We start from the raw sequence: 24,302 nt of genomic DNA, 5'->3' as shown, positions 1-24,302 counted from the left end.
ACTGACTTAAGCCTATCGGGGTGCCATCTTGCTCACCGTCGTGTGTGCCGAATCAACAGACGCCGTGCGGGTCCGGAATTCGAAACCTTCAATTATACCCCCCGGCAAGAAAGAGTTGCACGAGGCAGCGAGGGTTCGTGGTCTAGGTCGGTTATGACACCTCCTTGACATGGAGGAGGCCGGCGGTTCAAATCCGCCCGAACCCATTTTTCAAATCCCCAACACAAAATCCGTGAGAGATTTCACGTCATTCGGGCTCTGTAGTACTCCCAGGCGCGTCTGGGAGATGGGTTCTACAGTACGTGACAAGATTCCGTAATACGTGAGCGTCTCTGATAGGACAGTCCCACTTGGCAAACTGTCGGACAGGAACGCGGTGGTGGACATCGAGTTCGTGACCGAACTGGGCGTTGTGTTCGCTGTTGCTGATTCCGCACTCGACGCACTGAAACTCATCGTGTTCGAGTGCTTTCCGTCGCTGTTCGTTCCAGATACCGCAGTAGAAATCGCCCTCGGTGCGGATTTCCTGGCCCCAACACCCGATAGAACAGTACTCCGTATCGAGAGAGGCCCGTCGCTGGAAGGTCTCACCACAGCCCGCACACTCGACCGCGACCTGTCGCTTGCGCTGGTCGTTGGCACAGGCGTTCGAGCAGTAGGTGCCAGCACGGAGCGAGGAGGCATACCGGAAGTAGTCGCCGCAGTTGTCGCACTGAGTTCGCTCGTAGGCAGCCCCATCGGTGATACCGTGTCGGGAGAGCCAGTGGGATATCGTCGATTTGGTCACGCCACAGTCGTCGGCGATGTCGCCCGCTGATTGGTCCGCATCGGCGTACCGGCGCCGCAGAAAGTCGACGTCCCTGTAGCGACGGTCCATCTCGGGGCGGTCTGGGACCGCCTTCCCGTATCAAGTCCCGCAATTCCGGTCAGTTTCAGTAGCTTCTTACACCGGCCAGTGAACTTATATGTATGAACGATGCACTCGGTTCGGTCCAGTCGTTCGAACAGTTCGTCCTGCTGTCCGTCGCCGAGCTGTCGGAAGAGGGGGAGACGCCGGCCCACTCCTACGACGTGACCGAGACGGCCAAGGCGCGCATGGACGAGCTCGACCGCCCGCCCTTCGGCGGCATCGAGCGCCGGGAGGTCATCTCGGCGCTGGGGAACCTGACCGAGGCGAACCTGCTCGCGAAGGCGGAGACGGAGGACGCAGTCGGGAAGGGGCGCCCGGCCTACGAGCTCGCCGTCGCGAGCGACGACGTGATAGCGTTGCTGTCCGAGGACGAAGACGTCGGCGCCTACGCCCGGTCGCTCGACGCCTAGTCGGACGAAATCGGGGTCACCGGCTGCTGGTCGAGCGCGGACGGTTCGCCGGCTTCCAGTCGCTCCAGTCGGTCAGTGATAGTGTGGACGGCCTCGCCGCGGGTACACGGTGCGACGTGTGCCAGTTCGTTCCCGTCGTACTCGGCCAGCCCCATCACCGGGAGGACCATCGCATCGTACGCCGACTCGGTCACCTCGGAATCGACCGAGGTCCGCTGGTAGAACGACTCAAGCGAGACGTTGTTCGAGAGCGCCCACTGCTTGAACTCGGCGACGCGGTTGAGGATGTACCGCCCTGCCTCCGTGTTGGCGGCCGCCGACTCGGGGGCGATTTGCTTGCCCCAGACGACGACGTTGTAGCCCGCTATCTCCTCGCGCCGCTCCAGTTCGTCGAGTTTGTCGATGACGGCCTCCTGGCGCGAGCCGGCGCCGTCGGGGAGCATCGACCGGACGTACAGTTCGACGTGGGGTTCGGTCTGATTCATGGTATCCGAGATATGCAGATAGGACTACATATACGTTCGGTGGGGAGTGTATGGACCTCCCGGGAGGATATAATCACCTAGAACTTGACCGGGAAAGGCCAGCGGACGGCTCCATTACTCGCCGTGGAGAGTCTCGTGCAGGCCGATGACCAGGGCGGGAACGACGACCATGAAGATGTGTTCCTCGATAGGAATGCCCAGCAGGTCGATGCCGGTCCGCAGCTGGATGGCGAAGACGCCGACTTCGAGGGTATACCAGTCCCAGACGTACGCGATGGGGTAGAGCGCGACGATGGTCTTTCCGGCCGGCCGCAGGGCGTCGGCCCGCCACAGGAGCGCCAGTGCGACGGTCCCCCAGACGACTTCCGTCACGAGGTAGGTGTAAGGACCGAACACGCCGATGTCGGGGAGCATATCCCACAGAGGGCTCGACCATCCTAAACGTTGTCCCCGGCCCCACGCGATGGGAACTAAACCAACCTTGATAACCCTTCACGCACTATCTCCGTCTGGGAACCACGATGGATATTTCTGACATTGCCACGAGAGAGTTTGTCGAGGTCGACGCCAACAAGCGGCTCGGGAAGGTCCGCGCTATCTTCGAGCGGGAGAACCCGAAAGGCATCATCGTCACGGAAGACGGTGAGTACGTCGGCATCATCACGCAGAAGCAGTTGGTGCAGTCCCACGTCGAGGACGACGCGAAGGCAGGGGCGATGGTCCGCTCGGCGCCCAAGGTCGAGCGGACGGCCGACGTGCGCAAGGTCGCCCGTGTCCTCGTGGAAGGCGGGACCAAAGTCGCGCCGGTGTTCCAGGGCGAAGAGCTGTGGGGCATCATCACCGAGGACGCCATCCTGGAAGCAGTTCTCGAGAACCTCGACGCCCTGACCATCGAGCAGATCTACACGGAGGACGTCATCACCGTCCGAGAGGACACCAACGTCGGCCAGGTCGTCAACCTCCTGCGGAAACACAGCATCTCCCGGCTCCCGGTGCTCGATGACACCGAGGGCCTCACCGGGATGGTCACCCGCCACGACATCGTCGACGTCGTGGTCCGGGACATGAACAAGGCCACCCGCGGCGACCGCTCGGGCGAGATAGAGCGGGTGCTCGATATGCCCGTCTACGACATCATGAACAGCCCGGTCGAGACGGCCGACCCGAGCGACTCGGTGCGCGATGCCGTGTCCCGGATGCTGGAACACGACTTCGCCGGCCTCGTGGTGACCGACGACGTGGACCACGTCATCGGTATCGTCACCAAGACCGACGTGCTCCGGGCGCTGACCTACACCGAGGAGGACCACATGGACGTCCAGATTACGAACATCTCCCTGCTGGACACCATCTCCCGGGCGGACATCCGCGAGGACATCAGCAGCGTGGCCGACAAGTACCAGGCCATGCAGGTCCAGCACGCACACGTCCGCTTCCACGAGCACAAGGAGAAGCTCCGTGGCACCCCGCTCATCCAGTGCCAGATTCGCCTCCGGACCAACAAGGGCCAGGCCGCCGGCTCCGGCGAGGGGTACGGCGCCGAGATGGCGTTCAACGTCGCACTCGACAAGCTAGAGCGCAACGTCCTCGAACGCAAGGGCGTCCAGGCCGACGAGGAGTACCGCGGGCAGCTGCTGCGGAAGCTGGGCGAGCTGTAGTCGCGCCCTGACCGGTCGTTTCAGGCCCGGAAAAACATTTGCAGCCAGACGCGCTGGAGCATCTGGACGGTGTCGGTCCAGCGGGTCCAGAGCTCGGTGACAGGGGCCGCCGTCGGTTCGGCCGGCGCCGGACGGCTCGTAATCTCCGTATGACAGTCCGGACACAGGTAGTGAACGGTGTTGCCGCTTCTGGTTCGCGTCCAATCACCGTCGTACCGACTGCTGTGGCTACACTCCGGACAGAAGAGCGTGGCTTTCGGCACACTATCGGCTGTTGGGGTATCAGGAGTCATTGGAGTGGGGAGGGCGTCACCTCGTTCACGATGCGGTGGCGGCCGGGTCGACGGCGACCGGCGCCACAGGTGCGAGAGGAACCAACTGGTCGGCGGCCACGGCACCACCGACCGCGGACGGGTCGAGTTGCATACTGTACCGGGTGTTCCGTTTCTACCGTGAAAAATGTTTTTCGGGATATAAATCGAGCTAGTTCAGGAACGTTCAGTCAGAATATAGCGCTATATAGGAACGGTGTCGGCATGAGATAACAGGGGCAGGGCGCCTATACGTCGTCAGTTCCAACGGCCTTTCATGTTGGTCACAGAACACGACGGCCGACTGCTCGCTCGTATCGAGGACGACCAGATGGTCTTCGAGGTCAGTTTCGACCGGCTCGACGCGACGGACGTGACGCTTCGGTTCCTGCGGGACGGCGAGAAGGTCGGAAGCATCTACAACGACGACGGCACCGAACGGACGATGGCCCGCCTGACCGTCCCCGGCGAGACGGATTTCATCAGCGTCGAGGTCCCGAAGGCTTTCGTCGCTGACATCGTCGACACCGCGGTCGAAACCGGACGCGTGGCCGACGAGACGGCTATCGAGGGGTATCGGCTGCGGGTGCTCTAGCCGAGACGGCCTCGGCCAGTCGTCGGTCGAAACGGCGTGAGCGTCACGTGCCGTTCGTCGTGTTGTCGTCGGTCGGCGCGCCGTTCGTTCCCCCACCGTCGTCGTCCGTGGGCTGCCACCAGTCCTCGTTCTCGAGAATCTGGTCCTCCTCGTCCTCGTCGACGGGACTGGCGTCGACCTCGATAAGGCGCTCGTTGTCGCCGAAGGGCGACCATTCGCGCTCCATCTCGTAGAGCTGTGGCTGGTCCGCGTCGTCGTCCTCGTCCGGGATGAACCCGAGGTCCTCGTCGTACTCCCCGATAGGAGCGTCCTCGGCGACGAACAGCGGGACGACCTCGTCGGTGTTCAGCCACCGGATGTGGTAGGTGTTGTAGTCAGTGAAGAAGGTGTCCCGGACGTCCCCGTAGTTCGGGACCCAGTCGACGACGCCGGAGACGAACGTGAACCGGGCGTTGGGATGGAAGTTGTCGATGAAGACGAGGGCCTCCCACCCGTCGCCGAAGACGCCGTCGTCGTCCTCCTGTGCAGCGGCGGTGCCGGACGCCCCGAGCGCGAGGGCCCCCGTGGCGAGCGCGCCTTTCTTCATGAAGTCCCGTCGGGAGTCGTCGATACGGTCGAGCAGTGTCTCGCTGCTGTCGTCGGTCATAATTAGTCCTCCGACCCTTCGTAGCGGATTTCCGGGCGTAAGGACTGGCCCTGCAGTTGCGGCCCTGCAATCGGCGCCCCGCCGCGTGGCGGGCAATGCAGCCCCGGTGACGACGGGGTAAAGCGTTTCACTCCCCGGACATCCGTCGCTGGAGGTCCGCTGTAGTCCGTTTGCAGTTGCCACTGGAGTATCGGGCACGCACCGGCCGCGGCACCGACCAGCAGTTGGTACTACCCAGCTTTACCTGGCCATGCTGTACGGTACCGTTGGTGACGTTCGATGCACACGACAAAAGAAGAACTCCCGACACTGATGGAGACACCGGACGCCGTAGTCCAGCAGCAGATGGACTTCGGCGAACTCCCCGCTGACACCACGCTGAGTGCCGAACATATGCACTTTTCCGCCGGAACTGACATCTCTCCGCTGCTTGAAGGGCTCCCGGACGACCACTGTCCGGTCCCCCACTGGGGCTACGTCATCGAGGGCGAAATAACCATTTCCTACGTCGATGGGGGCGAGGAGACCGACCGCGGCGGTGACGTGGTCTACTGGCCGCCGGGCCACACCGCCTGGGCCGAGCGAGACACCGAGGTCGTCCTGTTCAGCCCGCAGGAGGACCACCGGGACGTCTTCGACCACATGGGCGAGCAGATGGAGTCGTAAACTACCCCACCCTACTCCCTCGGCGCTACGCGCCTCGGTCCTTGAGGGTGTGGCTTTGATGTGGACTCCCGGCAATCAGTCTCCAGCAATCTGCCGGTGACTCTTGCCGTTCAACGTCCCACCATTCAGACGCACGTCTACTGGTGCGTCTCCGCTCCCCGACTTGGGCGAGGAGCGGAGTCTGTGTGTTCGCTTTCGAGCGTACCGTAGCCCGATGTTCTTCGCGCCGTTGTAATCCGCGTTCACCTCGTAGCCGCACTTCTGACACTCAAAGTGTTCTCCGTGGCGGTTGTCCTCGTGCGTGAACCCACAGTCCATCCGAGAACAGCGTTGAGACGTGTGGTTCGGTTCGACCTGCTCCACGGAGACGCCCTGTTCGGGCGCTTTGTAGCAGACGTACTCGTAGAGGCGTCGGAACGCCCAAACGTGGTGCCACTTCGCGTGCGGAAGTCGCTCTCGAATGTCGGTCAAGTCCTCGAACGCGATTACGTCGCAGTCGTGTTCGACGGCTTCCGTGACAATCTCGTTGGCGACGGTGTGGATGTACTGTTTCCGCCATGCGTCTTCTCGCTTCCCGAGTCGACACAGGGCGTTGTGCGCGGCTTGGGTGCCGCGCTGTTGCATCTCTCCACGTCGCTTCTCGAACTCACGGCACCAGTGGTCGTAGTCGTCGGCCTGCCAGAACGTGCCGGTTGAGGAGACGGCGAGGCTGTTGACGCCGAGGTCGATACCGAGGACCGTTTGGTCGGGGTGCCCGGTATCTGCCGGAACCTCGTCGTCGCCGTCTGTCCGCCGGGTCGAGATGTTGAGGTAGAACTCGTCGTCCACCGCGTCGTACCGAAGTGTACTCTCGCGGAACTCGTAGTGCTCAGAGAGCACGTACCGCTCGTAGGGTGTCGGGCTGTCTGCCGGGAGGATGAACGAGGGTTCGACCCGACCCTCGACAGTTGCCAGCGACACCTTGTTGCGGTAGAACGTCGCGCTTCGCGTGTCGTAGTCCATCGTTTCGACGGTGAACGTGGGACGGGAGACTCTCTGTCCTTTCTTCCAGCGCCCGACACATGATTTGACGGCTTCGACAGCACGACAAATGGCGGCTTGGACGAGTTGTGCCTGTAGGTCCGTCTCCTCTCGGAGTTCGGAGTAGAGTGCGTCACGAACCTCCCGCTTGTTGGTCTTACACTTGGTGTAGGAGGTGTCCGACCAACAGTAGTCGGCGGTTCGGTTCGCGCAGTACAGGTATTGCTCGGCGGTTCGGTGGAGTGCGTCCCGTTGCTCGTCGGATACGGCGAGCTTCACGACGGCGGTTCGACGCACGTCTATACTTCAGAGAGTAATCGACGGTACTTATATATTCGGGAGTCGCCCTGTCGCAGTATGCCGGTTGCGTCGTTCCGTGTCGGTTTCCTCTCCGGCCTACTCGCTCCCTTCGTTCGCTCCTTGAGGCCTGAGACTCCACCTCGAAAATGCTGAAGGGGTCGCCTTCCGGCGAGCGGGTGGTTCCAGACGGGACCGCAGTCAGTCGGTCTCGTCCGCTTTGTCGGATTCCCGTGCCAGTTCGACGACGTTGAGCTCCCAGTAGTGAGTCGAGCCCTCCGTCTCGAACTCCCAGGAGCCGCGGACGTCGACGTTGTTCTCGATAGCCGATTCGACGATGTCCGCGAGGGCGGACTCGAACTCTGCGGCGCTGTTGATATCTCCTGTCATGGCTGGTTGTCGTCCGCCCGTGACGCGGTCGCATCGTCAGAAACGGACCAGACTCCGGCGGCTTGCAGTATAGCTACCAGTTGGTGCGTGGGGTAAAAGAACTGTCGTTAAGCATGGTGTGCCAAGTTACGCTTCGGGCGACGGTGTCCCAAGCGAGCGATATTTACATGACAGGCACCCTTAAGCAGGGTAATGGCTGTCCTCGCGCATCTGCGGATTCCCGCTGGCACCTTCGAACTGGGTCAGATACTCGATATGACGGAGGGCGCCAGCATCAAACTCGAGACACTCGTCCCGCTGGGCGAGAAAGCAGTGCCCTTCTTCTCCGTCCACGGGACCGTCGCGTCGACCTTCGAAGCGAACGTCCGGGCCCACGACTCCGTGACCAGCATCACCGCGGTCAGCGAACACGACGACAGTATCCTGTATGCCCTGGACTGGGAGGTGGGCGCGGACTCCTTCTTTCGGAGCATCGCCGAGACCGGGGCAACCATCCTCTCCGCGACGGGCGGGCCCGACACCTGGGCGTTCGAGCTTCGGTTCCCCACCTACGAGACCCTGGAGGCGTTCCGCGAGCACTGTTCGGCGCGGAACGTCCTCGTCGAGATCGACCGCATCTACAACCCGTCCCGACCCGAAAGCGGCCCGTTCTACGGGCTCACACAGCCACAGCGGGAGGCCCTGGTACGGGCAGTCGAGGGCGGGTACTACTCGATTCCGCGGCGGGTGTCGACGAAGGACCTGGCCGAGGAGTTCGGCATCTCGGACCAGGCGGTCACCGAGCGGCTGCGGCGTGCGATTCTCACGCTCGTGGATAACTCGCTGGTCGCCGCCATGGAAGCCGAGTCCGAGCCAGAGGAGTAGCGTCGGCTCTCGGAGCGGTTGCTGCGAGGGGAGCCGGTCGTGTTTAGTTCGGAGATTTGGAGTTCAAACAGCCAGAAGTGAACTACCCTACCCTACTCGCTCACGGCTGACGCCGTTCGCTCCTTGAGGGTAGGGCTTCCTGCTTCCACGACGCGCTTTGCAGATACGGACGTATCCACAGGGAGCGCAGTCTCCACAGGCGTTGATTCGGAGTGTCCCACTCCTACATCTTTGAGGCCGCGAGAAAGAATGTTCCACGCCGCATTCGCGTCCCTGTCCGCCTCGAAACCACAGGCAGGACAGGAGTGTTCACGGACCCACAGCGGCTTCTCCGTCCAAACGCCACAGGACGCGCACTCCTTGGTCGTCCCTCTCGGGTTGACCGCCACGAAGTGCGCCCCCTCTCGCTTGCACTTGTATTCGAGCAACGAGAGGAACGTTCGCCACGCCGCCGACGCCGTGTTGCGGCTGTTCGACGGCGACTCCATTATCCCCTTCACGTTCAGGTCTTCGACCGCCACGAGGTCGTACTTTCGTGCGTAGTACGCCGAGAGTTTGTGCAAGAAATCACGGCGCTTACGTCGGAGGTCCGCGTGACACTCCGCGACTCGTCGGCGTTGCTTCTCGTAGTTGTTTGACCCGTGTTGCTTCCGCGAGAGTTTCCGTTGCTCGCGCTCCAAGCGTTCCCGTTCGGCGGAGAGGTCGAGCGACCCCACGGCGGTTCCGTCCGTGTCGTGGGCATACTTGAGAATCCCCACGTCGATACCGACGCAGTTCTCGGGATTCTTAGGCGGCTCAGGAGGTTCTCGGTCCATTTGGACCCCGAACGTGGCGAACCACTCGCCCGTCGGCTCCTTCTTGAGCGTTACCTGCTTGAGTTTGGCGTCGTCGGGGATGGCGCGGTGAAGCCGAATCGGTATGTCCGCGAGTTTCGAGAGTGACAGCACAGTCTGGCCGCCCTTCTTGTCGAGCTTGAAGCCAGACTGACTGTACGTGAAACTGCGGAACTCCCGTGGCGGCTTCCACTTGAGTTGACCGACGCCGTAGCCGTTCTCCTTGAGCTTGGAGAGCCCTTTGAGGTTGTCGAACAGGCGTTCCACGACGGTTTGGAGAACCTTCGAGTACACGTCAGAGAGACTGTCCCACCATTTCTTGAGGTCGGGCAATTCCGACCGTAGGGTGGTCATAGACGGCAGTTCACCGTGTTCGTCTTGGTACTCGTTGAGTCGGTAGAGCGCGTGGTTGTAGAGTTGCCTACAAATGTCTCGGTGGCGGTCCAACTCCTCACGGTGGGCGTCGGATGGCGTGAGACGGTACTTGTAGGCGTAGTACATGACGCTACTCGCGTTGGTCCTCGACGTACTGTTTCAGCACATCCAGCGACACCTGCCCCGTCGAGATGAGGCAGTACGAGTCGTTCCAGAACGAGTCTCCCCACAGTTCGGTCTTCAGTTCATCCGCGTACTCGTTGCGGATACGGCGGGCGGTCGCGCCCTTGACCGTGTTGATGAACTTCACAAGGTCTGTGGTCGGCTTCGCTCGGAACAGGATGTGTACATGGTCGTCCTCGCCGTCGAGGTTCGTCAGTTCGACACCGTAGTTGTCCGTGAACCCGCTGATGACCCCGCGAATGAATTGGGTTCGCTCCTCGGTTAGCACTCCGCGCCGATACTTCGTGGTGAGTATCAGGTGGTAGTGCAGAGAATACGTTGAGTGCGCTCCCGAGTCGAGGTCGTACTCCATTGGGTTCACCCAATACTCTGCTACCCTACTGAAAAAACGTTGTGGTTGCGTGGGCCTGTGAGCCTGCCACCGAATCGTGCAAGAAAACTGTGCGGCGCTGTATCCCCTCCCTGCTCGCGTCTACCCTTCGGTCGGCGCTCGCTGAGGAAGGGGGCTTAGCGCCTCAATTCAGCTAATCTCTGCTAAAGGAAACACTGCCAGACAGCCGACCCAGCAATCCGAATCCGTCGCTGCAGCTTTCGCGGGCTGTAGGCCGTGAGCGCGCTCTGTCGCGCTCACCACCGTCAGAGCGCCGCTCTGACGAGCCCTCGCTCGCTTCGCTCGCGAGGACGGGGAAGGGCAGGGCTGTCGAAGTGAGCATACGACGGCGTAGCCGCCGTTTCACGGGAATCGAACGATGCGCGGTCGCTTGCGACCGCGAGAGACGAACGGCGCAAAGCGCCGTGAGTCAGTGAGATTCCCGCGTTTTCATGAACGTTTTGCGAGTCGAGCGGGACCGGAGGTCCCGCTGACCGTGCGAACGGCGACTCCGTCGCCGTGAGCAGAGAGTAGTTCGCGCCGTCAGGCGCGAACCCGACGAAGTAAAAGGTTCACTGGAAGCCGATGCGACCGCTGCCGCCGGGCTGGCGCTGCGGGCTGGAGCCGCCCTTGAACTCCTCTTGCATCTGCTCGTAGTAGTCGCGGATGTCGTCGGTAATCGTCGGCCGGACGCTCTCCATGGCCTGACGGAAGTGACGCATCTCGACTTCCTCGGCGTCGTCGGACTCGCGCAGGGCCTCGATGGCCGCCTCGCGGGTGATGGATTCGAGGTCCGAACCGACGAATCCACTGGAGCGTTCGGCCAGCTCGCGCAGGCTCACGTCGGGGGCCAGCGGCGTGTCGTCCGTGTGGATGCGCAGAATCTGCTCGCGGCCGTCGACGTCGGGCTCGCCGATCATGACGAGGCGGTCGAACCGGCCCGAGCGGATGAGCGCCGGGTCTATCATGTCGGGACGGTTGGTCGCGCCGATGACCATGACGTCCTCCATCTCCTCTAGACCGTCGAGCTCCGTCAGGAGCTGGTTGACGACGCGCTCGGAGACGTTCGACCCCATCTCACCGCCCCGGCCCGGCGCCAGGGAGTCGAGCTCGTCGAAGAAGATGATGGTCGGGGCGACCTGGCGGGCCTTGCGGAAGGTCTGGCGGATGGCCTTCTCCGATTCGCCGACCCACTTGGAGAGTAGCTGCGGCCCACGCACCGAGATGAAGTTGGCGTCGGTCTCGTTGGCGACGGCTTTCGCCATCAGGGTCTTGCCGGTGCCCGGTGGGCCGTAGAGCAACACGCCAGAAGGCGGCGTGACGCCCATGCGCTCGAACTTCTCCGGGGAGCTCATCGGCCACTCGACGGCCTCCTGGACCTGCTCTTTGGCCTCGTTGAGGCCGCCGACGCTGTCCCATGACATCTTCGGCAGCTCGACCAGCACCTCCCGCATCGCCGACGGGGAGACCTCGTTGAGCGCGCCCTTGAAGTCCTCCCGTTTGATTATCATCCGGTCGATGAGACTGGGCGGGATGTCCTCCTCGTCTAAGTCTATCTCGGGGAGGTACCGGCGCAGCGCCTTCATCGCCGCCTCCTTGGTCAGACTCTCGATGTCGGCGCCGACGAAGCCGTGGGTGTCGGTCGCCAGCTTCGAGAGGGTGACGTCGTCCGAGAGGGGCATCCCGCGGGTGTGAATCTGGAGGATCTCCTCGCGGCCGACCTCGTCTGGCACGCCGATTTCGATTTCGCGATCGAACCGGCCCGGGCGACGCAGCGCGGGGTCGACACTGTCGACACGGTTCGTCGCGGCGATGACGATGACCTGGCCACGGGATTCCAGCCCGTCCATCATCGTCAGCAGCTGGGCGACGACGCGACGTTCGACCTCGCCGGTGACGTCCTCGCGCTTGGGCGCGATGGAGTCCAGTTCGTCGATGAAGATGATAGCCGGGGACTCCTCGCTGGCGTCCTCGAATATCTCGCGTAACTGCTGTTCGGACTCGCCGTAGTACTTCGAGATAATCTCCGGCCCGGCGATAGAGAAGAAACTGGCGGAGGTCTCGTTGGCGACCGCCTTGGCAAGTAAGGTTTTCCCGGTGCCCGGTGGACCGTGCAGCAGGACCCCCTGGGGCGGCTCGATGCCGAGTTTCTTGAATATCTGGGGGTGTTTCATCGGCAGCTCGACCATCTCGCGGACCCGCTGAATCTCGTTCTGGAGCCCGCCGATGTCCTCGTAGGTGATGCCGCCGCCGGTCTTCTCGAAGCCCGAGATGGGCTCTTCTCGAAGCTCTACTTCGGTGTCCTCAGTGATGAGACAGACCCCCTCCGGCTCGGTCTCGACCGCGATGAGCGGAATCGCCTGCCCGGGCGAGCGCATGAACGGGTGGTTCGTCGAGCTCATCACGGGGACGATATCGCGCTCGACGACCGGCCGTTTCAGAATCTGGCGTTTGACCATGCCGGCGGCGTCGGAGCCAAACTGTACCGACGCCTCCTCGGGCGGTGCCAGCACGAGCTTGTCTGCCTTCTCCGCTTCCGCTTTCCGGATGGTTACGCGTTCGCCGATGCCCACGTCGGCATTCTGCCGAGTGAACCCGTCGATTCGCACCGTGTCCGTGTTCCAGTCCTGCCGGTCCGCGCGCCACACCTTCGCAGCCGTCGTATCGCTACCCTCGATTTCGATGATATCACCGGGCGAGAGCTTGAGATGCAACAACGTATCGGGGTCAAGACGGGCGATGCCACGACCCGAGTCGTTCGGGTACGCTTTCGCCACTTCTAGTTGCACTTCGTTCATAGAGTGAGACTATGAGAAGGTCCGTCATCCCGGGAGATATGCTTTATGCTACCGGCGGTTGCGAGGAGCAGCGACGGGTTTATATGCGTACTGCTATCACACGCCACGTTCTCGCCAGGTTCGGGCCACCTGCCCACCGTTCGCGGCCATCTAGGCCAGTCAATCGACAGTCAGCGACGTGGCGCGCTCGATATCGCTCGCCGTCAGGTCGCCCCGGCGCAGCATCCGTGCCTCGCCGGATTCGCCGGCTGCCAGCGAGAGGATAGTCGAGGCGCGCGTCGTGCCCGCCGGCTCGCCCCCGAGGATGTAATCGGCCGCCTCGCCGACGTGGTCGGCCGCCAGCTCGACGTCGACCAGTCGGTCGTCAGGCACCGTCCCCGACTGGTTCGCGGAGGTCATCGCGACCGGTCCGCCGACCGCGTCGGCCAGTTCGCACCACACCGGGTTCGCCAGACAGCTGACGCTGACCGTGCCGTCCATCGCACAGCGGTCGTCCAGTCCCGGACTGTCGCGTTCGAGCACCAGGTTCAGCGGTCCCGGCCAGAACGCCTCGGCGAGGGCGTCGACGGTCTCCGGGTCGTCGTCGCGAGCGAAGCGGCGCCAGTCGCGCGGGTCCCGGACGAACAGCGTCAACGGCTTGTGAGTCGGCCGGTCCTTGATGGCGTAAACGCGGTCGATAGCGTCGGGCTGGTCGGGGGCGACGGTCAGGGCCATGTTCGTGTCGCTGGGCGCGACGACAACGCCGCCGTTCCGTATACAGTTGGCGACGGTCTGAACGTTCTCTGGCGTCGGCGACAGCGCGGGCGAAGACATCTCAGGTAGCCCAGATAGGAGATTGGCCAACAGTTTTTCGTTCCGGTTTCGAGAAACCGACGCCGACTGCCGCCACCGCCGCGTTTGATAAGGCTGGCCACAGAAGGCGCGATATGGTATTTCTCGTTCCCTTCGACGGCTCGCCGCTCGCAGACGCCGCCCTCAACCGCGCAGTCGACTACGCGGCCGCGATGGACACCGACGTCGTCGCTGTGAGTCTGGTCCCGACCGGCGCGGACTACGCTGTGCGCCGCCTGCGTGTCGACCCCAGCGAGGACTTCGCCGCCGAGACCGCCGCCAGCGACCTCCGCCGGAAGATAGAGGAGGCGACTGACGACGCCGAACTGAACTACGAGGACGTCAGCGCCTACTCGGCCAACGAACTCTCCGAGACCATCCGCCGCGTGGCCCGCGACGTCGACGCCGAGGTCGTCTTCCTGGGCAGCGCCGACACCGACGACGTCGTCGTCCCCATCTCGGAGCTCGACGACGCCAACGCCTACGACGTCCACATCGTCCGCCGAACCTAGGAGTTGGAGTGAGCGAGGGTTTGAACAGCCTGACTGCAGTCGTGAACAGCCAGAAAGCCCCGCTTGGCTAAACTCGGGGGTCTCGCTGTCGTCCGAGAGAGCTCCGCTCTCTCGTGATCACGAAAGGCGCGTAGCGCCTTTCGAACGACGCTCCTCGCCTCCCGCTGGTCGGCTTCGGTGCTTGCTTCGCCCGCCTTCGTTTAGCCAAGCGCCCCTTTCAGTCCCACCCGTAGCTGATTGGCCAACCGGCATGGGTGGGATTGAAAGGGGCCGCCCTCTGGACGAACCCCGACGACTCAAGCACCGCAACGTAGTGAGGAGCGCAGCGAGTCGCGGGTCGCGAGAGACCGGCGGTCCCTCGTCTTGACGAGCGGCGAAGCCGCGAGTCAAAGTCCAGAGGGCGGGGGCTTTCTGGCTTATGCAGTACTGCTCGCAGAGCCAGCGGTGTGGTAGACTTTTCAGCCTATAGAGCGAGATGCGGGTATGCGAACACTCGCCTTCGACGGCCGAATGGGCGCGGCCGGCGACATGATTCTGGGGGCGCTGCTTGCCGCGGGCGCCGACCGCGACGCGCTCGCGCCCGTCGAGCGGGCGCTTGACGTCGAATACGTCGTCTCGACGGTCGACCGGAACGGTATCAGCGCCACCGGGGTCGAGGTGCTGCTGACCGAGCCGACGACTGACGGGGGACACGAAGACAGGGACAGTCACGACCACGGTGACCACCACCACAGCCACGACGACGAGGACCACGAGCACGACACCCCCGCCGAGGGCCACGGCCCACACCGGAGCTACCCGGAGGTCGTCGACATCGTCGAGGGGATGGCCCTGCCCGGGGCTGTCGAAGCGGACGCGCTCGCAATCTTCGAAATTCTCGGCAAAGCGGAGGCGGCGGTACACGGCACCGACCTCGACGAGACCCATTTCCACGAGGTCGGGGCCGACGACGCCATCGCGGACGTGGTGGGCGCCGCGCTCCTGCTTTCGGACCTCGACGTCGAGCGAGTCGTGACGACGCCGCTGTCGGCCGGCGGCGGCACGGTTTCGATGAGCCACGGCACCTATCCCGTGCCGACGCCGGCGGTCGTCGAGATAGCCGAGCGAGCCGACTGGGCGATGCAGGGCGGCCCCGTCGACACCGAACTACTGACCCCGACCGGCGCGGCGATTCTCGCCCACGTCGCCGAGGGCGTCGAACAGCTCCCGTCGCTGACAGTCGAGGGCTCAGGCTACGGCGCCGGCGCCCGCGAGTTCGAGGACCATCCGAACGTCCTGCGGGCGATGGTCGGCGACGGGTCGGGCGGGCTGCGACGGGACGACATCACCGTCCTCGAGACGAACCTCGACGACGCCCCGCCAGAGGTGCTTGGCGACCTCCAGCGCTCGCTGTCGGCGGCGGGCGCACGGGACGTCTCTGTTGTCCCGCTGACGATGAAAAAGTCCCGGCCGGGTCACCTGGTGAAGGTCATCTGCAAACCGGCCGACGCCGACCGGGTCGCCCGTCGACTCGCCGAGGAGACGGGGACGCTGGGCATCCGGGAGCACGGCGCGGGCCACCGCTGGATAGCCGAGCGGGCCTTCGAGACGGTCACGATCGACGTCGACGGCGACAGCTACGAGGTGACGGTGAAAATAGCCAGCGACACCGACGGCGAGGTGTACGACGTGAGCTGTGAGTTCGACGACGCGGCGGCTGTCGCCGACGCGACGGGCGTTCCGGTCCGGACGGTTATCCGGCGAGCCGAGCGGTCGGTTCGCGAGTAGGGCCGGGCCGCGTTCGGTGTCAGCGGTCGGTCGGGTCCGGCCCGCCGTCGTCCTCGACCGGCTCCCCGCCGTGTTCGGCCAGCGCTTCCTCGATAGTGAGTTCGCCCGCCGCGACTCGCCGGGCGAGGTCGGCGCCGATGGCGCGGTTGGTGTCGCTTTCCTCCCGCGAGCGGTCCTTGATACGCGTGAGTTCACCGGGCGTCGGCTCGATGTCGCGGCTCGTTATCGCCTCGCCCTCCCGGCGGGCGATGTTGGCCGCCGCCAGCACGTCGCCCATCCCGCGGGCGCCGCTACCGAGATACGGCGTCGTGCCGGTCTCGTCGACCAGTTCCACGGGGACGTCCTCGATGTCGTCGATGACCCGCGAGCCGGCCAGCCGAGCGCCGTCGCCGATACGCACGAGCGGGTCGGCGGCGTCCTGGACCTCCCGGCCGACCACCTCGGCGGCGTCGGCGGCGGGCACCTGAAACGCCGCCACGACTGTCTCGCCGTGGAGGACGGCGATACCCGGCCGCTCGCCGGGGTCGATACCGACGACGGTGCGACCCGACTCCCCCGCAGGGCGTCGATGGCGGCCTCGACCGCCCGGCGGGGGCGTTCGGGGTCGGCTGAGACGAGTTCGACGCCGTCGGGAATCTCGACGCGCTCGCCGGCCGCGACCACGGCGACAGCGGCGTCGTCGGGCCACTCACCGTCGGGTTCGATGGTGGTAAAGTCCACGCCGCGGTCGCGCAGCTCCGTGACCACGCCGTGATACAGCTCGAAGTCGTCCGTGGCAACGACTATCACTGGCTACGCTTGGACGGGCTGGCACTTACGATTGCTGGCGTGGTGGTAGACGCCCCGGAAGCGGAGACGAACGACAGGCAACCGTTTTTTCGCTCCGCTTCGAAGCCGAACCGATGTGTCCCTCCGCGCAAGCGCCGGCGACCCAGCAGACGAGCGACCCGCTCTGGGGCGTCCTCGTCGGAACCTACCTCGGGCTACTGGTCACACCCCTCGCAGTGCTCGGGGTCGTGCATCTCGGGGGAGAGAGCGCGGGCCTGCTGTACGGCGTCACGGTCGTCGCGCTCGCCGTCGTCATCGGGCTCGGCTGGTGGGCGACCGACCGCCGGCCGAAGCTGGCGGTCCGACTCGGAGCGACGCGGCTGCGGTGGCTGCCGGCCGCGATACCCGGGGCCTACATCCTCGGTGGTTTAACCGCCCTCTCGACTACCGGTGTCGTCGGCGCACTCGCGTTCTCCTTCGGACTCGGCGCGATGGTCGTCGGCTTCACCCTGGGCGTGATGGCCCGCACGCGCTACACTGACGCGGTGCTCGACGGCGTCGATATCGTGGCCGAATTTCGCGCCGGCTGGCCGGGCCCGTTACGGCAGCGACTGGCCCTCGCCGTCGGCGCGTTCACCCTCCTCACGGGGGCCTGTTTCGTCGGCGGCCTCCTGGCCGACTGGTTCGCCCTCCAGCTTGCGGGTCAGCTACTACTTCCGCTCGGCGTCGTCACGTACACCTCGACCGAAGCGCGGGACTACACCGTCAGCCCCGCCGGGCTGGAACGGCGACTGCCCGTCGCGCGTCGGCTGACACCGTGGAACGCCTTCGACGGCTACACCCGCACCGACGACGCGCTCGTCCTCCACTGCCCGTGGCGGGTCGACACGCGGTTCGCGCTCGCGGACCTCGAGGACCCCGACACCGTCGAGGCCGCAGTCGCTGGGCACCTCCCCCCAGCCTGACCGCGGTGCGAGCGTTTATACCCGAATACGTCCAACCCGTCTCCGTGAGCGACTACGTGCCGACCGGCTGTGGCCCGGTCGACGAGCTGCTCGGTGGGGGACTCGAACGCGGCACCGTCACGCAGGTGTACGGCCCCCCGGCGGCCGGCAAGACGAATCTGGCGCTGTCGTCGGCCATTGAGGTCGCGGCGGCCGGCGACGCCGCCCTCTACATCGACACCGAGGGACTGTCGCCAGACCGGATGGCCCAGATCGCCCGCGGGCGTGCCGAGGGGACGAATCAGACCGTCGACGACCTTGCCGGCCGTCTCATCGTCTCTGAGGTGTACGACTACGACGAACAGACCGAAGCCGTTCAGGACGCCGCGGAGTTCGCCCCGGAGGTCGAACTCGTCGTGCTAGATAGCGCCACCGGTTTCTATCGGCTGCGCCGCGACGACGACGACGGCGGCGAGACACTGCGGGACGTGGCCCGCCAGATAACCCACCTGCTCTCGCTGGCCCGCAAGCACGACCTCGCCGTCGTCTTCACCAACCAGGTCTTCACCGACCCCGACAGCGACCGCTCGACGGCGCTTGGCGGACACACCCTGAACCACTGGTCCGGCGCTATCCTCCGGCTGGACCGCTTCCGGGGCGGGAACCGCCGCGCGACACTGGAGAAACACCGCGCGAAACCCGCCGGCGACACCGCGCAGTTCTCGATTACCGACGCGGGGCTGGCCGGTGAAGAATCGATGGAGCCCACACGAAATCTGGACTGAGAGACTGCGGTGGCCGGCGCGCACTGTCGCGCCCCCGTGGCGCGACGACACTGTGCGAGGGACGAGTAGCGCAGGCGAACACAGTGAGCCGAGCAACGCAGTCGGCTGGGGAGGACGTGGCCGTCGCGGAGAGCATACGGCGAGCGAAGCGAGCCGTTTCACCGGACGCGAGTGGAACGAGCGTCCGGCAGTTTTTCCCCAAGTTTTTGCAAACGGGGGTCGCCTCGCGACCCCCGTGCAGTAAAAAGTGGGTTCTTAGTAGATGAGCGCGTCGTCGTTCTCTATCATGTACAGCGTGCGGGCGGCGATGTTGACCGCGTGGTCGCCCACGCGTTCGATATCCCGAATCGTCAGGAGCAGCCGCGAGACGTCGGCCATCAGCTGTTCGATGTCCGAATCGCTGGACTCGGCGTCGATCTCGCGCTCGATGAGGTCCCGGACGACGGTCTCGGAGGCCGCTTCACAGCGCTCGTCGACCTCGTCGTCGGTCTCGCTGATGGTGTAACACAGCTCGGGGTCTTCCGTGTCGTAAGCGTCCATCGCCTGCTCGACCATCTCGATGACGACCTCGGCGACCTCCTGGATGTCGACTTCCGGGAACACGTCGCGTTCGGCCTCCAGGGAGTACTCCCCGAGGTTCGTCGCCAGGTCGCCGATGCGTTCGAGGTCGGTGATGATCTTGAACGAGGCGGCGATAAAGCGCAGGTCCGAGGCGACGGGCTGCTGGAGCGCCAGCAGGTCGATACAGTCCTGTTCGAGGTCGAGATACAGCTGGTTGATCTCGTCGTCGCCCTCGATGACCTCCCAGGCGAGCTCTTCGTCTTTCTGTTCGATAGCCGACAGCCCCAGCCGGAGCCGGTCCAGAACGAGTTCGGACATGTAGAGCACGTCCTCCCGGAGCGACTCCAGCAGTTCCTGATAGGATTCGCGTGGCATTGTGCGCTCTCACTTGGCTGGCCGTATCAGCTTTTCCATTGGGTTAATAAAGTCCTCTTGTGGGACATGTTGACATTTGAACGCTGGCCAGCCGCGTCGCTGATGGGGGACCGGTCACGAACGCGCGGTGAGCGTCGAGGCGGCGACGATTCCGCCCGACCGTCGACGTCGCCGGGCTGACCCTCGGCGCGTTGCGGTTCCACCGGTCAAACGGTGAGGGTAGCGTGGACGGCCGTGGGAACGCCGACACCGCGTTCTCTACGCTGGACTGTGCGGCGAGCGAAGCGAGCCGTTTCACCGGAATCGCCGTCGGCGATTCCGGCCTTTTTTCATGAGCGTTTTTGCCCGGGGTTGAGCGCTCGCCGTCGGCGAGCGCGATGCCCCGGGCGAAAAAAGGTTCAGTAGATGAGCGCGTCGTCGTTCTCGACCATGTACAGCGTGCGGGCGGCGATGTTGACGGCGTGGTCGCCCGCGCGTTCGAGGTCCCTGACAGTGAGCAGATACCGTTTGGTGTCGGCGAGCGTCGCGGTCACGTCGCCGTCCGGGGTGTGGTTCACCAGCGAGCGCACGAGGTCGTTCGTGGCGGCGCTACAGCGCTCGTCGAGGTCGGTGTCGGCGGCGGCGACGTCGCGGCAGCGCTCGGCGTCGCCGGTCTCGTAGGCGGCCAGCGCGTCCCGGAGCTGGGCCAGCGCCATCTCGCCGATATCGGTGATGGGGACCGAGGGGACGGTGTCGCCGGCCATCGCGTCGACGTAGCCGCCGAGGTTGGCGGCCAGGTCACCGACGCGTTCGAGGTCGGTCAGAATCTTGAACGAGGCGACGACCAGTCGGAGGTCCGAGGCGACGGGCTGGTACAGCGCCAGCAAGTCGATACACTCGGCCTCGAGGTCGAGATAGCGAGCGTTTATCTCGCCGTCGGCGTCGGCGACGGCCCGACCCGCAGCCGGGTCCCGCTGTTCGTAGGCGGTGACCGCCCGGTCGAGGCGCTCGGTGACGTCACGGCCCATCTCGCAGACGTCGGTCCACAGGGCGTCGAGGCGTGCCTCGAACGTGTCACGCGGCATATGCGATAACTGTGGGCGAGGCGCTGTATAGGCGTGCCGGTGGGTGAGTGAGAATCGGGGCCGCTACTCGTTCCAGAACGCGCCGGTGAACATGACGAAGACAGGGATGATCTCCAGGCGGCCGATCCACATCAGGAATATCATCAACAATTTGCTGGTCGCCGGGAAGTCGACGTAGCTCCCGAACGGTCCCAGGAAGCCGAAACCGGGGCCGATATTCCCGATAGTGGCCAGGCTCGCACTGAGCCCTTCGAGCAGCGTCATCTCCAGTCCGACGCGGCTTGCATCGAGCATGAGGAGCACCGTCGCGACGCCGAAGGTGAGCAGATACAACAGCGTGAAGCCGTAGATAGCGTTGATGACGTCCTCGTCGATGACGGCGCCGCCCAGTCGGACGGGTTTGACGGCGCTGGGGTGGGCGGTGGTAAACAGCTGTCGGCGGATGCCCTTCAGGACAACGAGCCAGCGGACGACCTTCACGCCGCCCCCGGTCGAGCCGGCGGAGCCGCCGATGAACATCGCGAACACCAGAATCGCCTGCGAGGTCGTGTCCCACTGGGCGAAGTCACTCGTCGCGTACCCCGTCGAGTTCAGCAGCGACGCGACCTGGAACGACGCCTGGCGAAGTGAGTTCTCCAGGGCGCCCTGCGTGATGCCACCGAGGTCACCGAGGGGCGGCGCCGACCCCGTAAAGAGAAAGCCCCAGAGGATGACGATGACGCCGGCGTTGGCCCCGAGATACGCCTGGAGTTCGCGGTCCTTGAGGAAGGCCCCGTAGTTGTCCTGCAACAGGAAATAAAACAGGGCGAAGTTCATCCCGGCGACGAGCATGAACGGGATGACGAGCCACTGGACGGCCGGCGAGAAGTAGGCGATGCTCTGGGCCTGCGGGGAGAACCCGCCGGTCGGAAGCGTCGTGAAGGCGTGGGCGATGGCGTTGTAGAGGTCCATGTTCGGCGCCATCCCGGCGTAGTGGAGCCCGAGCAGGAGGACGGCATAAAGGACCGTGAAGCCGAGATAGAACAGCCAGAGCAGTCGGGCGGTCTCGGCTATCTTGGGTGTCAGCTTCTGTAGTTCCGGTCCCGGTGCCTCGGAGTCGATGAGCTGGGCGCCGTTGACCGCGGCCTCGGGAAGGATAGCGACCATCAGGACGATGATACCCATCCCGCCCAGCCACTGGGTGAGCTGGCGCCACATCAGCAGGGCGTGGGAGTGGCGCTCGAAGGATATCTCTCCCGTGACAGTCGCCCCGGTGGTGGTGAAGCCGGACATCGACTCGAACAGGGCGTTGACCGGGTGACGCAGCGTCGACTCGGTGCCGTAGCCCGCGATGACGTACGGAATCGCACCGATGACAGCGACGGCGCCCCAGGAGATGGCGACAAACAGGAGCGCCTCGCGTGCGCCGAGGTCGGGGTTGTCGTCGATTCGCTCCAGGGCGACGCCGACGGCGACCGTGATAGCGATAGCGGCGAGGAAGGTGACGATGTCGTCGCCGTAGACGACGCTGACCGCGAGCGGCACCAGCATCGCGACGGCGAGGTACTTGATGACTGTGCCGGTAAACGCGACGCTCTGTCGCCAGTCGACGCGGACCGACATCACCGAACACCGTACATGGGCGTACCCTCCATGCCGGACTGCGAAAAATCCCCCGTTCTCTGACTGGGGTCGTTACAACAGACTGCTGGCTTCGTCCAGATACTCGACGTCGACGAAGACGACGACGTGGTCCCCGAGTTCGATGACCGTGTCACCGCGGGGGCTTATCAGTTCGCCGTCCCGTGTTATCGCCCCGATGACGACGCCCTCGGGGAGGTCCGCGACCGACTCGCGAATCGGGCGGTCGACCAGCACGCTCTCCTCGTCTATCTCTATCTCGAGGACCTCGGCCCGGTCGGACTCGATGATGGCGACGTTCTCTGCGTGTTGCTCGCGGGTGAAGCGGGTTATCTCCTCGGCGGTCGCCTCTCGCGGGTTGACGGCCACGTCGATACCGACGGCCTCGAACAGCGGGACGTACTCGCCCGAGTCGACGACGGCCACGGCGCGCTGGGCGCCCAGCCGCTTTGCGAGCAGCCCCGCAAGCAGGTTCTTCTCGTCGTTGTCAAGCGCCGTGACGACGATGTCGACGTCCTCGATGTGTTCCCGTTCGAGGAACTCCCGGTCGGTCGCGTCGCTCTCCAGGACGGTGGTGCCGCTGAGCTCCTCGGCGATTTCGCGGGCCCGCTCTGGGTCCCGTTCGATGAGGCGGGGCTTCAGGCCGCGTTCCTGCAGCAGGCGAGCGGTGTGATAGCCCACGTCGCTCCCGCCGACGACGAGAATGTTGCGGGCGCTGTCGGAGTCCGGTTCGAGTTCGTGCGCGAACGTCTGGACGCTCTCCGGACTCCCGATGACGATGACGTCGTCGCCGGCTTCGAGGACCGTCTCCCCGCGCGGGATGACGACGCTGTCCCCGCGCAACACTGCGGCGAAGGTCAGCGAGTCGTACTGGTCGGCCTCCTGGACGGTCAGGTCGGCGACCGGGCTCGACTCGGATATCTCGAACTCGGCCATCTGGACCACACCGTCGGCGAATGTGTCGACGTCCTGTGCCGCGGGCAGGCCGACCACGCGGGCGATGCTCTCGGCGGTCAGGAGGTTCGTCGCGACCATGTGGTCGACGCCGAAGGCCCGCTCGGACTGTTTCCACGTCCGGAGGAACTTCGCACTCTTGACCCGCGAGATGGTGAAGGCGTCCGTGACGGTCATCGTGGTCCCGCAGGTGACGATGTTCGTCTCGTCGTCGTCCGTGCTGGCGATGAGGATGTCCGCCTTCTCGACGTCTGCCTCTCGCAGGGTGTCGAGGTCGGCCCCATCGCCCTCGATACCGAGGATATCGGCCTCGTACATCAGCTGTTCCACGCGGTCACCGTCGATGTCGATGACGGCGACGTCATGGCTCGGGGCGAGGCTCTCGGCGATAGCCGACCCGACCTCGCCCGCGCCGACGATTACGACGTACATCGTCGACCCTCTGCCGTGTTCATAGGGGGGGCTTCAGGAGGGCCACCCAAGTGTATTTCCATCTCCTGAGGCAGGTCTCGCCGCGCGGAACGTGGCAGTGATGGGGAGAGACGGCCACACCGGCGTTGGGGCATACGGCACCTGCTTCGGGAGAACGGTAGCCTTTCATTGATTGATTCAGAACGACGGAACGAATGTATATCGTCATCGTTGGGGCTGGTGACATCGGCACGCCGCTCATCGAGATTGCGACCGCCGGGGGCAACGAGGTCGTCGTCATCGAGCGCGACGAGGCCAAGGCCGAGCAGGCGTCCCGGGCCTTCGACTGTCTGGTCATCAACGACGACGCGACGTCGAAGGAGGTGCTCGCGGACGCGGGCGCCGACCGGGCCGACGCGCTCGTCTCGACGACCGACCAGGACGCGACGAACATCATGGTCTGTCTGCTGGCTCAGGAGCTCGAGGTCCCCGAGGTGGTCTCTGTCGTCCACAACCCCGAACACATGGGGCTGTTCCGCCAGATCGGCGTGAACACGATGCAGAACCCCCAGCGGCTCATCGCGGAGTATCTCTACCGGGCCGTCAAACGCCCCTCCATCGTCGACTTCATGCGCATCGGCGAGCAGGCGGAGGTGTTCGAGATTACCGTCGAGGCGGGCGCGCCTATCGACGGCAAGACCTTACAGGAGGCCAACGAGGCCGACCTGCTGGGGCCGGACGTGCTCATCGTCGCGGTCGAACGGGAGTCGAGCGACGAGCCGATAACCCCGCGCGGGGAGACACGCATCGAAGCGGACGACCTGCTGACCGTCTACTCCGCGACGGGTGCGACCCCCGACGTGACCGACATCTTCGGCCACACCGAGGACCACAGCTGA

25 protein-coding genes, 1 tRNA gene and 1 pseudogene are annotated in these 24,302 nt (G+C 64.6%); 11 read left to right on the top strand and 16 right to left on the bottom strand.

All coding sequences use genetic code 11. The features are described from left to right. Window positions 1-131 precede the first annotated feature (131 nt). Window positions 132-206 (top strand) — tRNA-Val (locus P1K32_RS12055). Window positions 207-247: 41 nt separating this feature from the next. On the opposite strand, the gene P1K32_RS12050 is transcribed toward P1K32_RS12055, so the two are convergent. Next, window positions 248-877, bottom strand: a complete 630-nt coding sequence (locus P1K32_RS12050; RefSeq protein ID WP_276249970.1) for a hypothetical protein — start codon at window positions 875-877, stop codon at window positions 248-250. Between the two features lie 92 nt (window positions 878-969). On the opposite strand from P1K32_RS12050, the gene P1K32_RS12045 reads away from it, so the two are divergent. After that, entirely contained in the window at window positions 970-1,320 is a 351-nt protein-coding gene (locus P1K32_RS12045) for a hypothetical protein (protein ID WP_276249969.1), read from the top strand. Here P1K32_RS12045 and P1K32_RS12040 read toward each other — a convergent pair. Further along, entirely contained in the window at window positions 1,317-1,805 is a 489-nt protein-coding gene (locus P1K32_RS12040) for an HTH domain-containing protein (protein WP_276249968.1), read from the bottom strand. The two genes, P1K32_RS12045 and P1K32_RS12040, sit on opposite strands and share 4 nt — an antisense overlap. 114 nt (window positions 1,806-1,919) lie before the next feature. Next, window positions 1,920-2,219, bottom strand: a complete 300-nt coding sequence (locus P1K32_RS12035; protein WP_276249967.1) for a lycopene cyclase domain-containing protein — start codon at window positions 2,217-2,219, stop codon at window positions 1,920-1,922. Between the two features lie 107 nt (window positions 2,220-2,326). Between P1K32_RS12035 and P1K32_RS12030 the strand changes: the two genes are divergently transcribed. Beyond that, on the top strand, window positions 2,327-3,463 hold the full coding sequence (locus tag P1K32_RS12030) for a CBS domain-containing protein (RefSeq protein ID WP_276249966.1): 1,137 nt from the start codon (window positions 2,327-2,329) through the stop codon (window positions 3,461-3,463). Between the two features lie 20 nt (window positions 3,464-3,483). Here the strand turns inward: P1K32_RS12030 and P1K32_RS17890 are convergent, their stop codons facing one another. Further along, window positions 3,484-3,756, bottom strand: coding sequence for a DUF8106 domain-containing protein (locus tag P1K32_RS17890; RefSeq protein ID WP_473092377.1), 273 nt, complete (start codon window positions 3,754-3,756; stop codon window positions 3,484-3,486). Window positions 3,757-4,051: 295 nt separating this feature from the next. Between P1K32_RS17890 and P1K32_RS12025 the strand changes: the two genes are divergently transcribed. Then, window positions 4,052-4,369, top strand: coding sequence for a hypothetical protein (locus P1K32_RS12025; RefSeq protein ID WP_276249965.1), 318 nt, complete (start codon window positions 4,052-4,054; stop codon window positions 4,367-4,369). A 43-nt stretch (window positions 4,370-4,412) separates the two neighbouring features. Here P1K32_RS12025 and P1K32_RS12020 read toward each other — a convergent pair whose 3' ends face one another. Continuing rightward, the gene (locus P1K32_RS12020; RefSeq protein WP_276249964.1) at window positions 4,413-5,015 is read right to left on the bottom strand and encodes a twin-arginine translocation signal domain-containing protein; all 603 of its coding nucleotides are present in this window, start codon (window positions 5,013-5,015) and stop codon (window positions 4,413-4,415) included. A gap of 279 nt (window positions 5,016-5,294) precedes the next feature. On the opposite strand from P1K32_RS12020, the gene P1K32_RS12015 reads away from it, so the two are divergent. Then, on the top strand, window positions 5,295-5,681 hold the full coding sequence (locus P1K32_RS12015) for a cupin domain-containing protein (protein WP_276249963.1): 387 nt from the start codon (window positions 5,295-5,297) through the stop codon (window positions 5,679-5,681). Between the two features lie 75 nt (window positions 5,682-5,756). On the opposite strand, the gene P1K32_RS12010 is transcribed toward P1K32_RS12015, so the two are convergent. Both P1K32_RS12010 and P1K32_RS12005 read right to left on the bottom strand, forming a co-directional pair. Next, window positions 5,757-7,004: an RNA-guided endonuclease InsQ/TnpB family protein gene (locus tag P1K32_RS12010; RefSeq protein WP_276252191.1), complete on the bottom strand. Its 1,248-nt coding sequence runs from the start codon at window positions 7,002-7,004 to the stop codon at window positions 5,757-5,759. Window positions 7,005-7,199: 195 nt separating this feature from the next. Next, window positions 7,200-7,388, bottom strand: a complete 189-nt coding sequence (locus P1K32_RS12005; protein ID WP_276249962.1) for a hypothetical protein — start codon at window positions 7,386-7,388, stop codon at window positions 7,200-7,202. A 192-nt stretch (window positions 7,389-7,580) separates the two neighbouring features. On the opposite strand from P1K32_RS12005, the gene P1K32_RS12000 reads away from it, so the two are divergent. Further along, a complete protein-coding gene (locus P1K32_RS12000; RefSeq protein ID WP_276249961.1) occupies window positions 7,581-8,252 on the top strand; it encodes a helix-turn-helix domain-containing protein in 672 nt (223 codons plus the stop codon). Between the two features lie 92 nt (window positions 8,253-8,344). On the opposite strand, the gene P1K32_RS11995 is transcribed toward P1K32_RS12000, so the two are convergent. The 4 genes from P1K32_RS11995 to P1K32_RS11980 all read right to left on the bottom strand — a co-directional run bounded on the left by P1K32_RS11995 (window position 8,345) and on the right by P1K32_RS11980 (window position 13,624). Next, window positions 8,345-9,586, bottom strand: a complete 1,242-nt coding sequence (locus P1K32_RS11995) for an RNA-guided endonuclease InsQ/TnpB family protein (protein WP_276249960.1) — start codon at window positions 9,584-9,586, stop codon at window positions 8,345-8,347. Window positions 9,587-9,590: 4 nt separating this feature from the next. Next, a complete protein-coding gene (tnpA, locus tag P1K32_RS11990) occupies window positions 9,591-9,995 on the bottom strand; it encodes an IS200/IS605-like element ISHko3 family transposase (RefSeq protein ID WP_276249959.1) in 405 nt (134 codons plus the stop codon). A gap of 590 nt (window positions 9,996-10,585) precedes the next feature. Further along, window positions 10,586-12,811, bottom strand: coding sequence for a CDC48 family AAA ATPase (locus tag P1K32_RS11985; RefSeq protein ID WP_220589164.1), 2,226 nt, complete (start codon window positions 12,809-12,811; stop codon window positions 10,586-10,588). A 159-nt stretch (window positions 12,812-12,970) separates the two neighbouring features. Next, window positions 12,971-13,624 carry an L-threonylcarbamoyladenylate synthase gene (locus P1K32_RS11980; RefSeq protein ID WP_276249958.1) on the bottom strand — a complete coding sequence of 218 codons (654 nt, stop codon included), beginning with the start codon at window positions 13,622-13,624 and terminating at the stop codon, window positions 12,971-12,973. A 113-nt stretch (window positions 13,625-13,737) separates the two neighbouring features. Between P1K32_RS11980 and P1K32_RS11975 the strand changes: the two genes are divergently transcribed. Further along, entirely contained in the window at window positions 13,738-14,154 is a 417-nt protein-coding gene (locus P1K32_RS11975) for a universal stress protein (RefSeq protein ID WP_276249957.1), read from the top strand. Window positions 14,155-14,637: 483 nt separating this feature from the next. Then, entirely contained in the window at window positions 14,638-15,921 is a 1,284-nt protein-coding gene (gene larC, locus P1K32_RS11970) for a nickel pincer cofactor biosynthesis protein LarC (protein ID WP_276249956.1), read from the top strand. A gap of 19 nt (window positions 15,922-15,940) precedes the next feature. Here larC and P1K32_RS11965 read toward each other — a convergent pair. Further along, window positions 15,941-16,710: pseudogene (locus P1K32_RS11965) on the bottom strand (hypothetical protein). A 113-nt stretch (window positions 16,711-16,823) separates the two neighbouring features. Here P1K32_RS11965 and P1K32_RS11960 point away from each other — a divergent pair. Both P1K32_RS11960 and radB read left to right on the top strand, forming a co-directional pair. Further along, on the top strand, window positions 16,824-17,654 hold the full coding sequence (locus tag P1K32_RS11960; RefSeq protein ID WP_276249955.1) for a hypothetical protein: 831 nt from the start codon (window positions 16,824-16,826) through the stop codon (window positions 17,652-17,654). Between the two features lie 44 nt (window positions 17,655-17,698). After that, complete coding sequence (gene radB, locus P1K32_RS11955; protein WP_276249954.1) at window positions 17,699-18,418, top strand: DNA repair and recombination protein RadB; 720 nt, start codon at window positions 17,699-17,701, stop codon at window positions 18,416-18,418. Between the two features lie 255 nt (window positions 18,419-18,673). Here radB and phoU (P1K32_RS11950) read toward each other — a convergent pair whose 3' ends face one another. The 4 genes from phoU (P1K32_RS11950) to trkA all read right to left on the bottom strand — a co-directional run bounded on the left by phoU (P1K32_RS11950) (window position 18,674) and on the right by trkA (window position 23,424). Beyond that, a complete protein-coding gene (phoU, locus tag P1K32_RS11950) occupies window positions 18,674-19,354 on the bottom strand; it encodes a phosphate signaling complex protein PhoU (RefSeq protein WP_276249953.1) in 681 nt (226 codons plus the stop codon). Between the two features lie 398 nt (window positions 19,355-19,752). Beyond that, window positions 19,753-20,418, bottom strand: coding sequence for a phosphate signaling complex protein PhoU (gene phoU / locus P1K32_RS11945; RefSeq protein WP_276249952.1), 666 nt, complete (start codon window positions 20,416-20,418; stop codon window positions 19,753-19,755). A 63-nt stretch (window positions 20,419-20,481) separates the two neighbouring features. Continuing rightward, window positions 20,482-22,020: a TrkH family potassium uptake protein gene (locus tag P1K32_RS11940; RefSeq protein ID WP_276249951.1), complete on the bottom strand. Its 1,539-nt coding sequence runs from the start codon at window positions 22,018-22,020 to the stop codon at window positions 20,482-20,484. A 72-nt stretch (window positions 22,021-22,092) separates the two neighbouring features. After that, the gene (trkA, locus tag P1K32_RS11935; protein ID WP_276249950.1) at window positions 22,093-23,424 is read right to left on the bottom strand and encodes a Trk system potassium transporter TrkA; all 1,332 of its coding nucleotides are present in this window, start codon (window positions 23,422-23,424) and stop codon (window positions 22,093-22,095) included. A 194-nt stretch (window positions 23,425-23,618) separates the two neighbouring features. On the opposite strand from trkA, the gene P1K32_RS11930 reads away from it, so the two are divergent. Continuing rightward, window positions 23,619-24,302, top strand: a complete 684-nt coding sequence (locus P1K32_RS11930) for a potassium channel family protein (protein ID WP_276249949.1) — start codon at window positions 23,619-23,621, stop codon at window positions 24,300-24,302.

This window comes from Haloarcula rara (genome assembly GCF_029338235.1).
Lineage (GTDB): Archaea > Halobacteriota > Halobacteria > Halobacteriales > Haloarculaceae > Haloarcula > Haloarcula rara.
The sequence above is the reverse complement of the archived record's forward strand: the minus strand, read 5'-3'. Positions and strand labels throughout refer to the sequence as shown.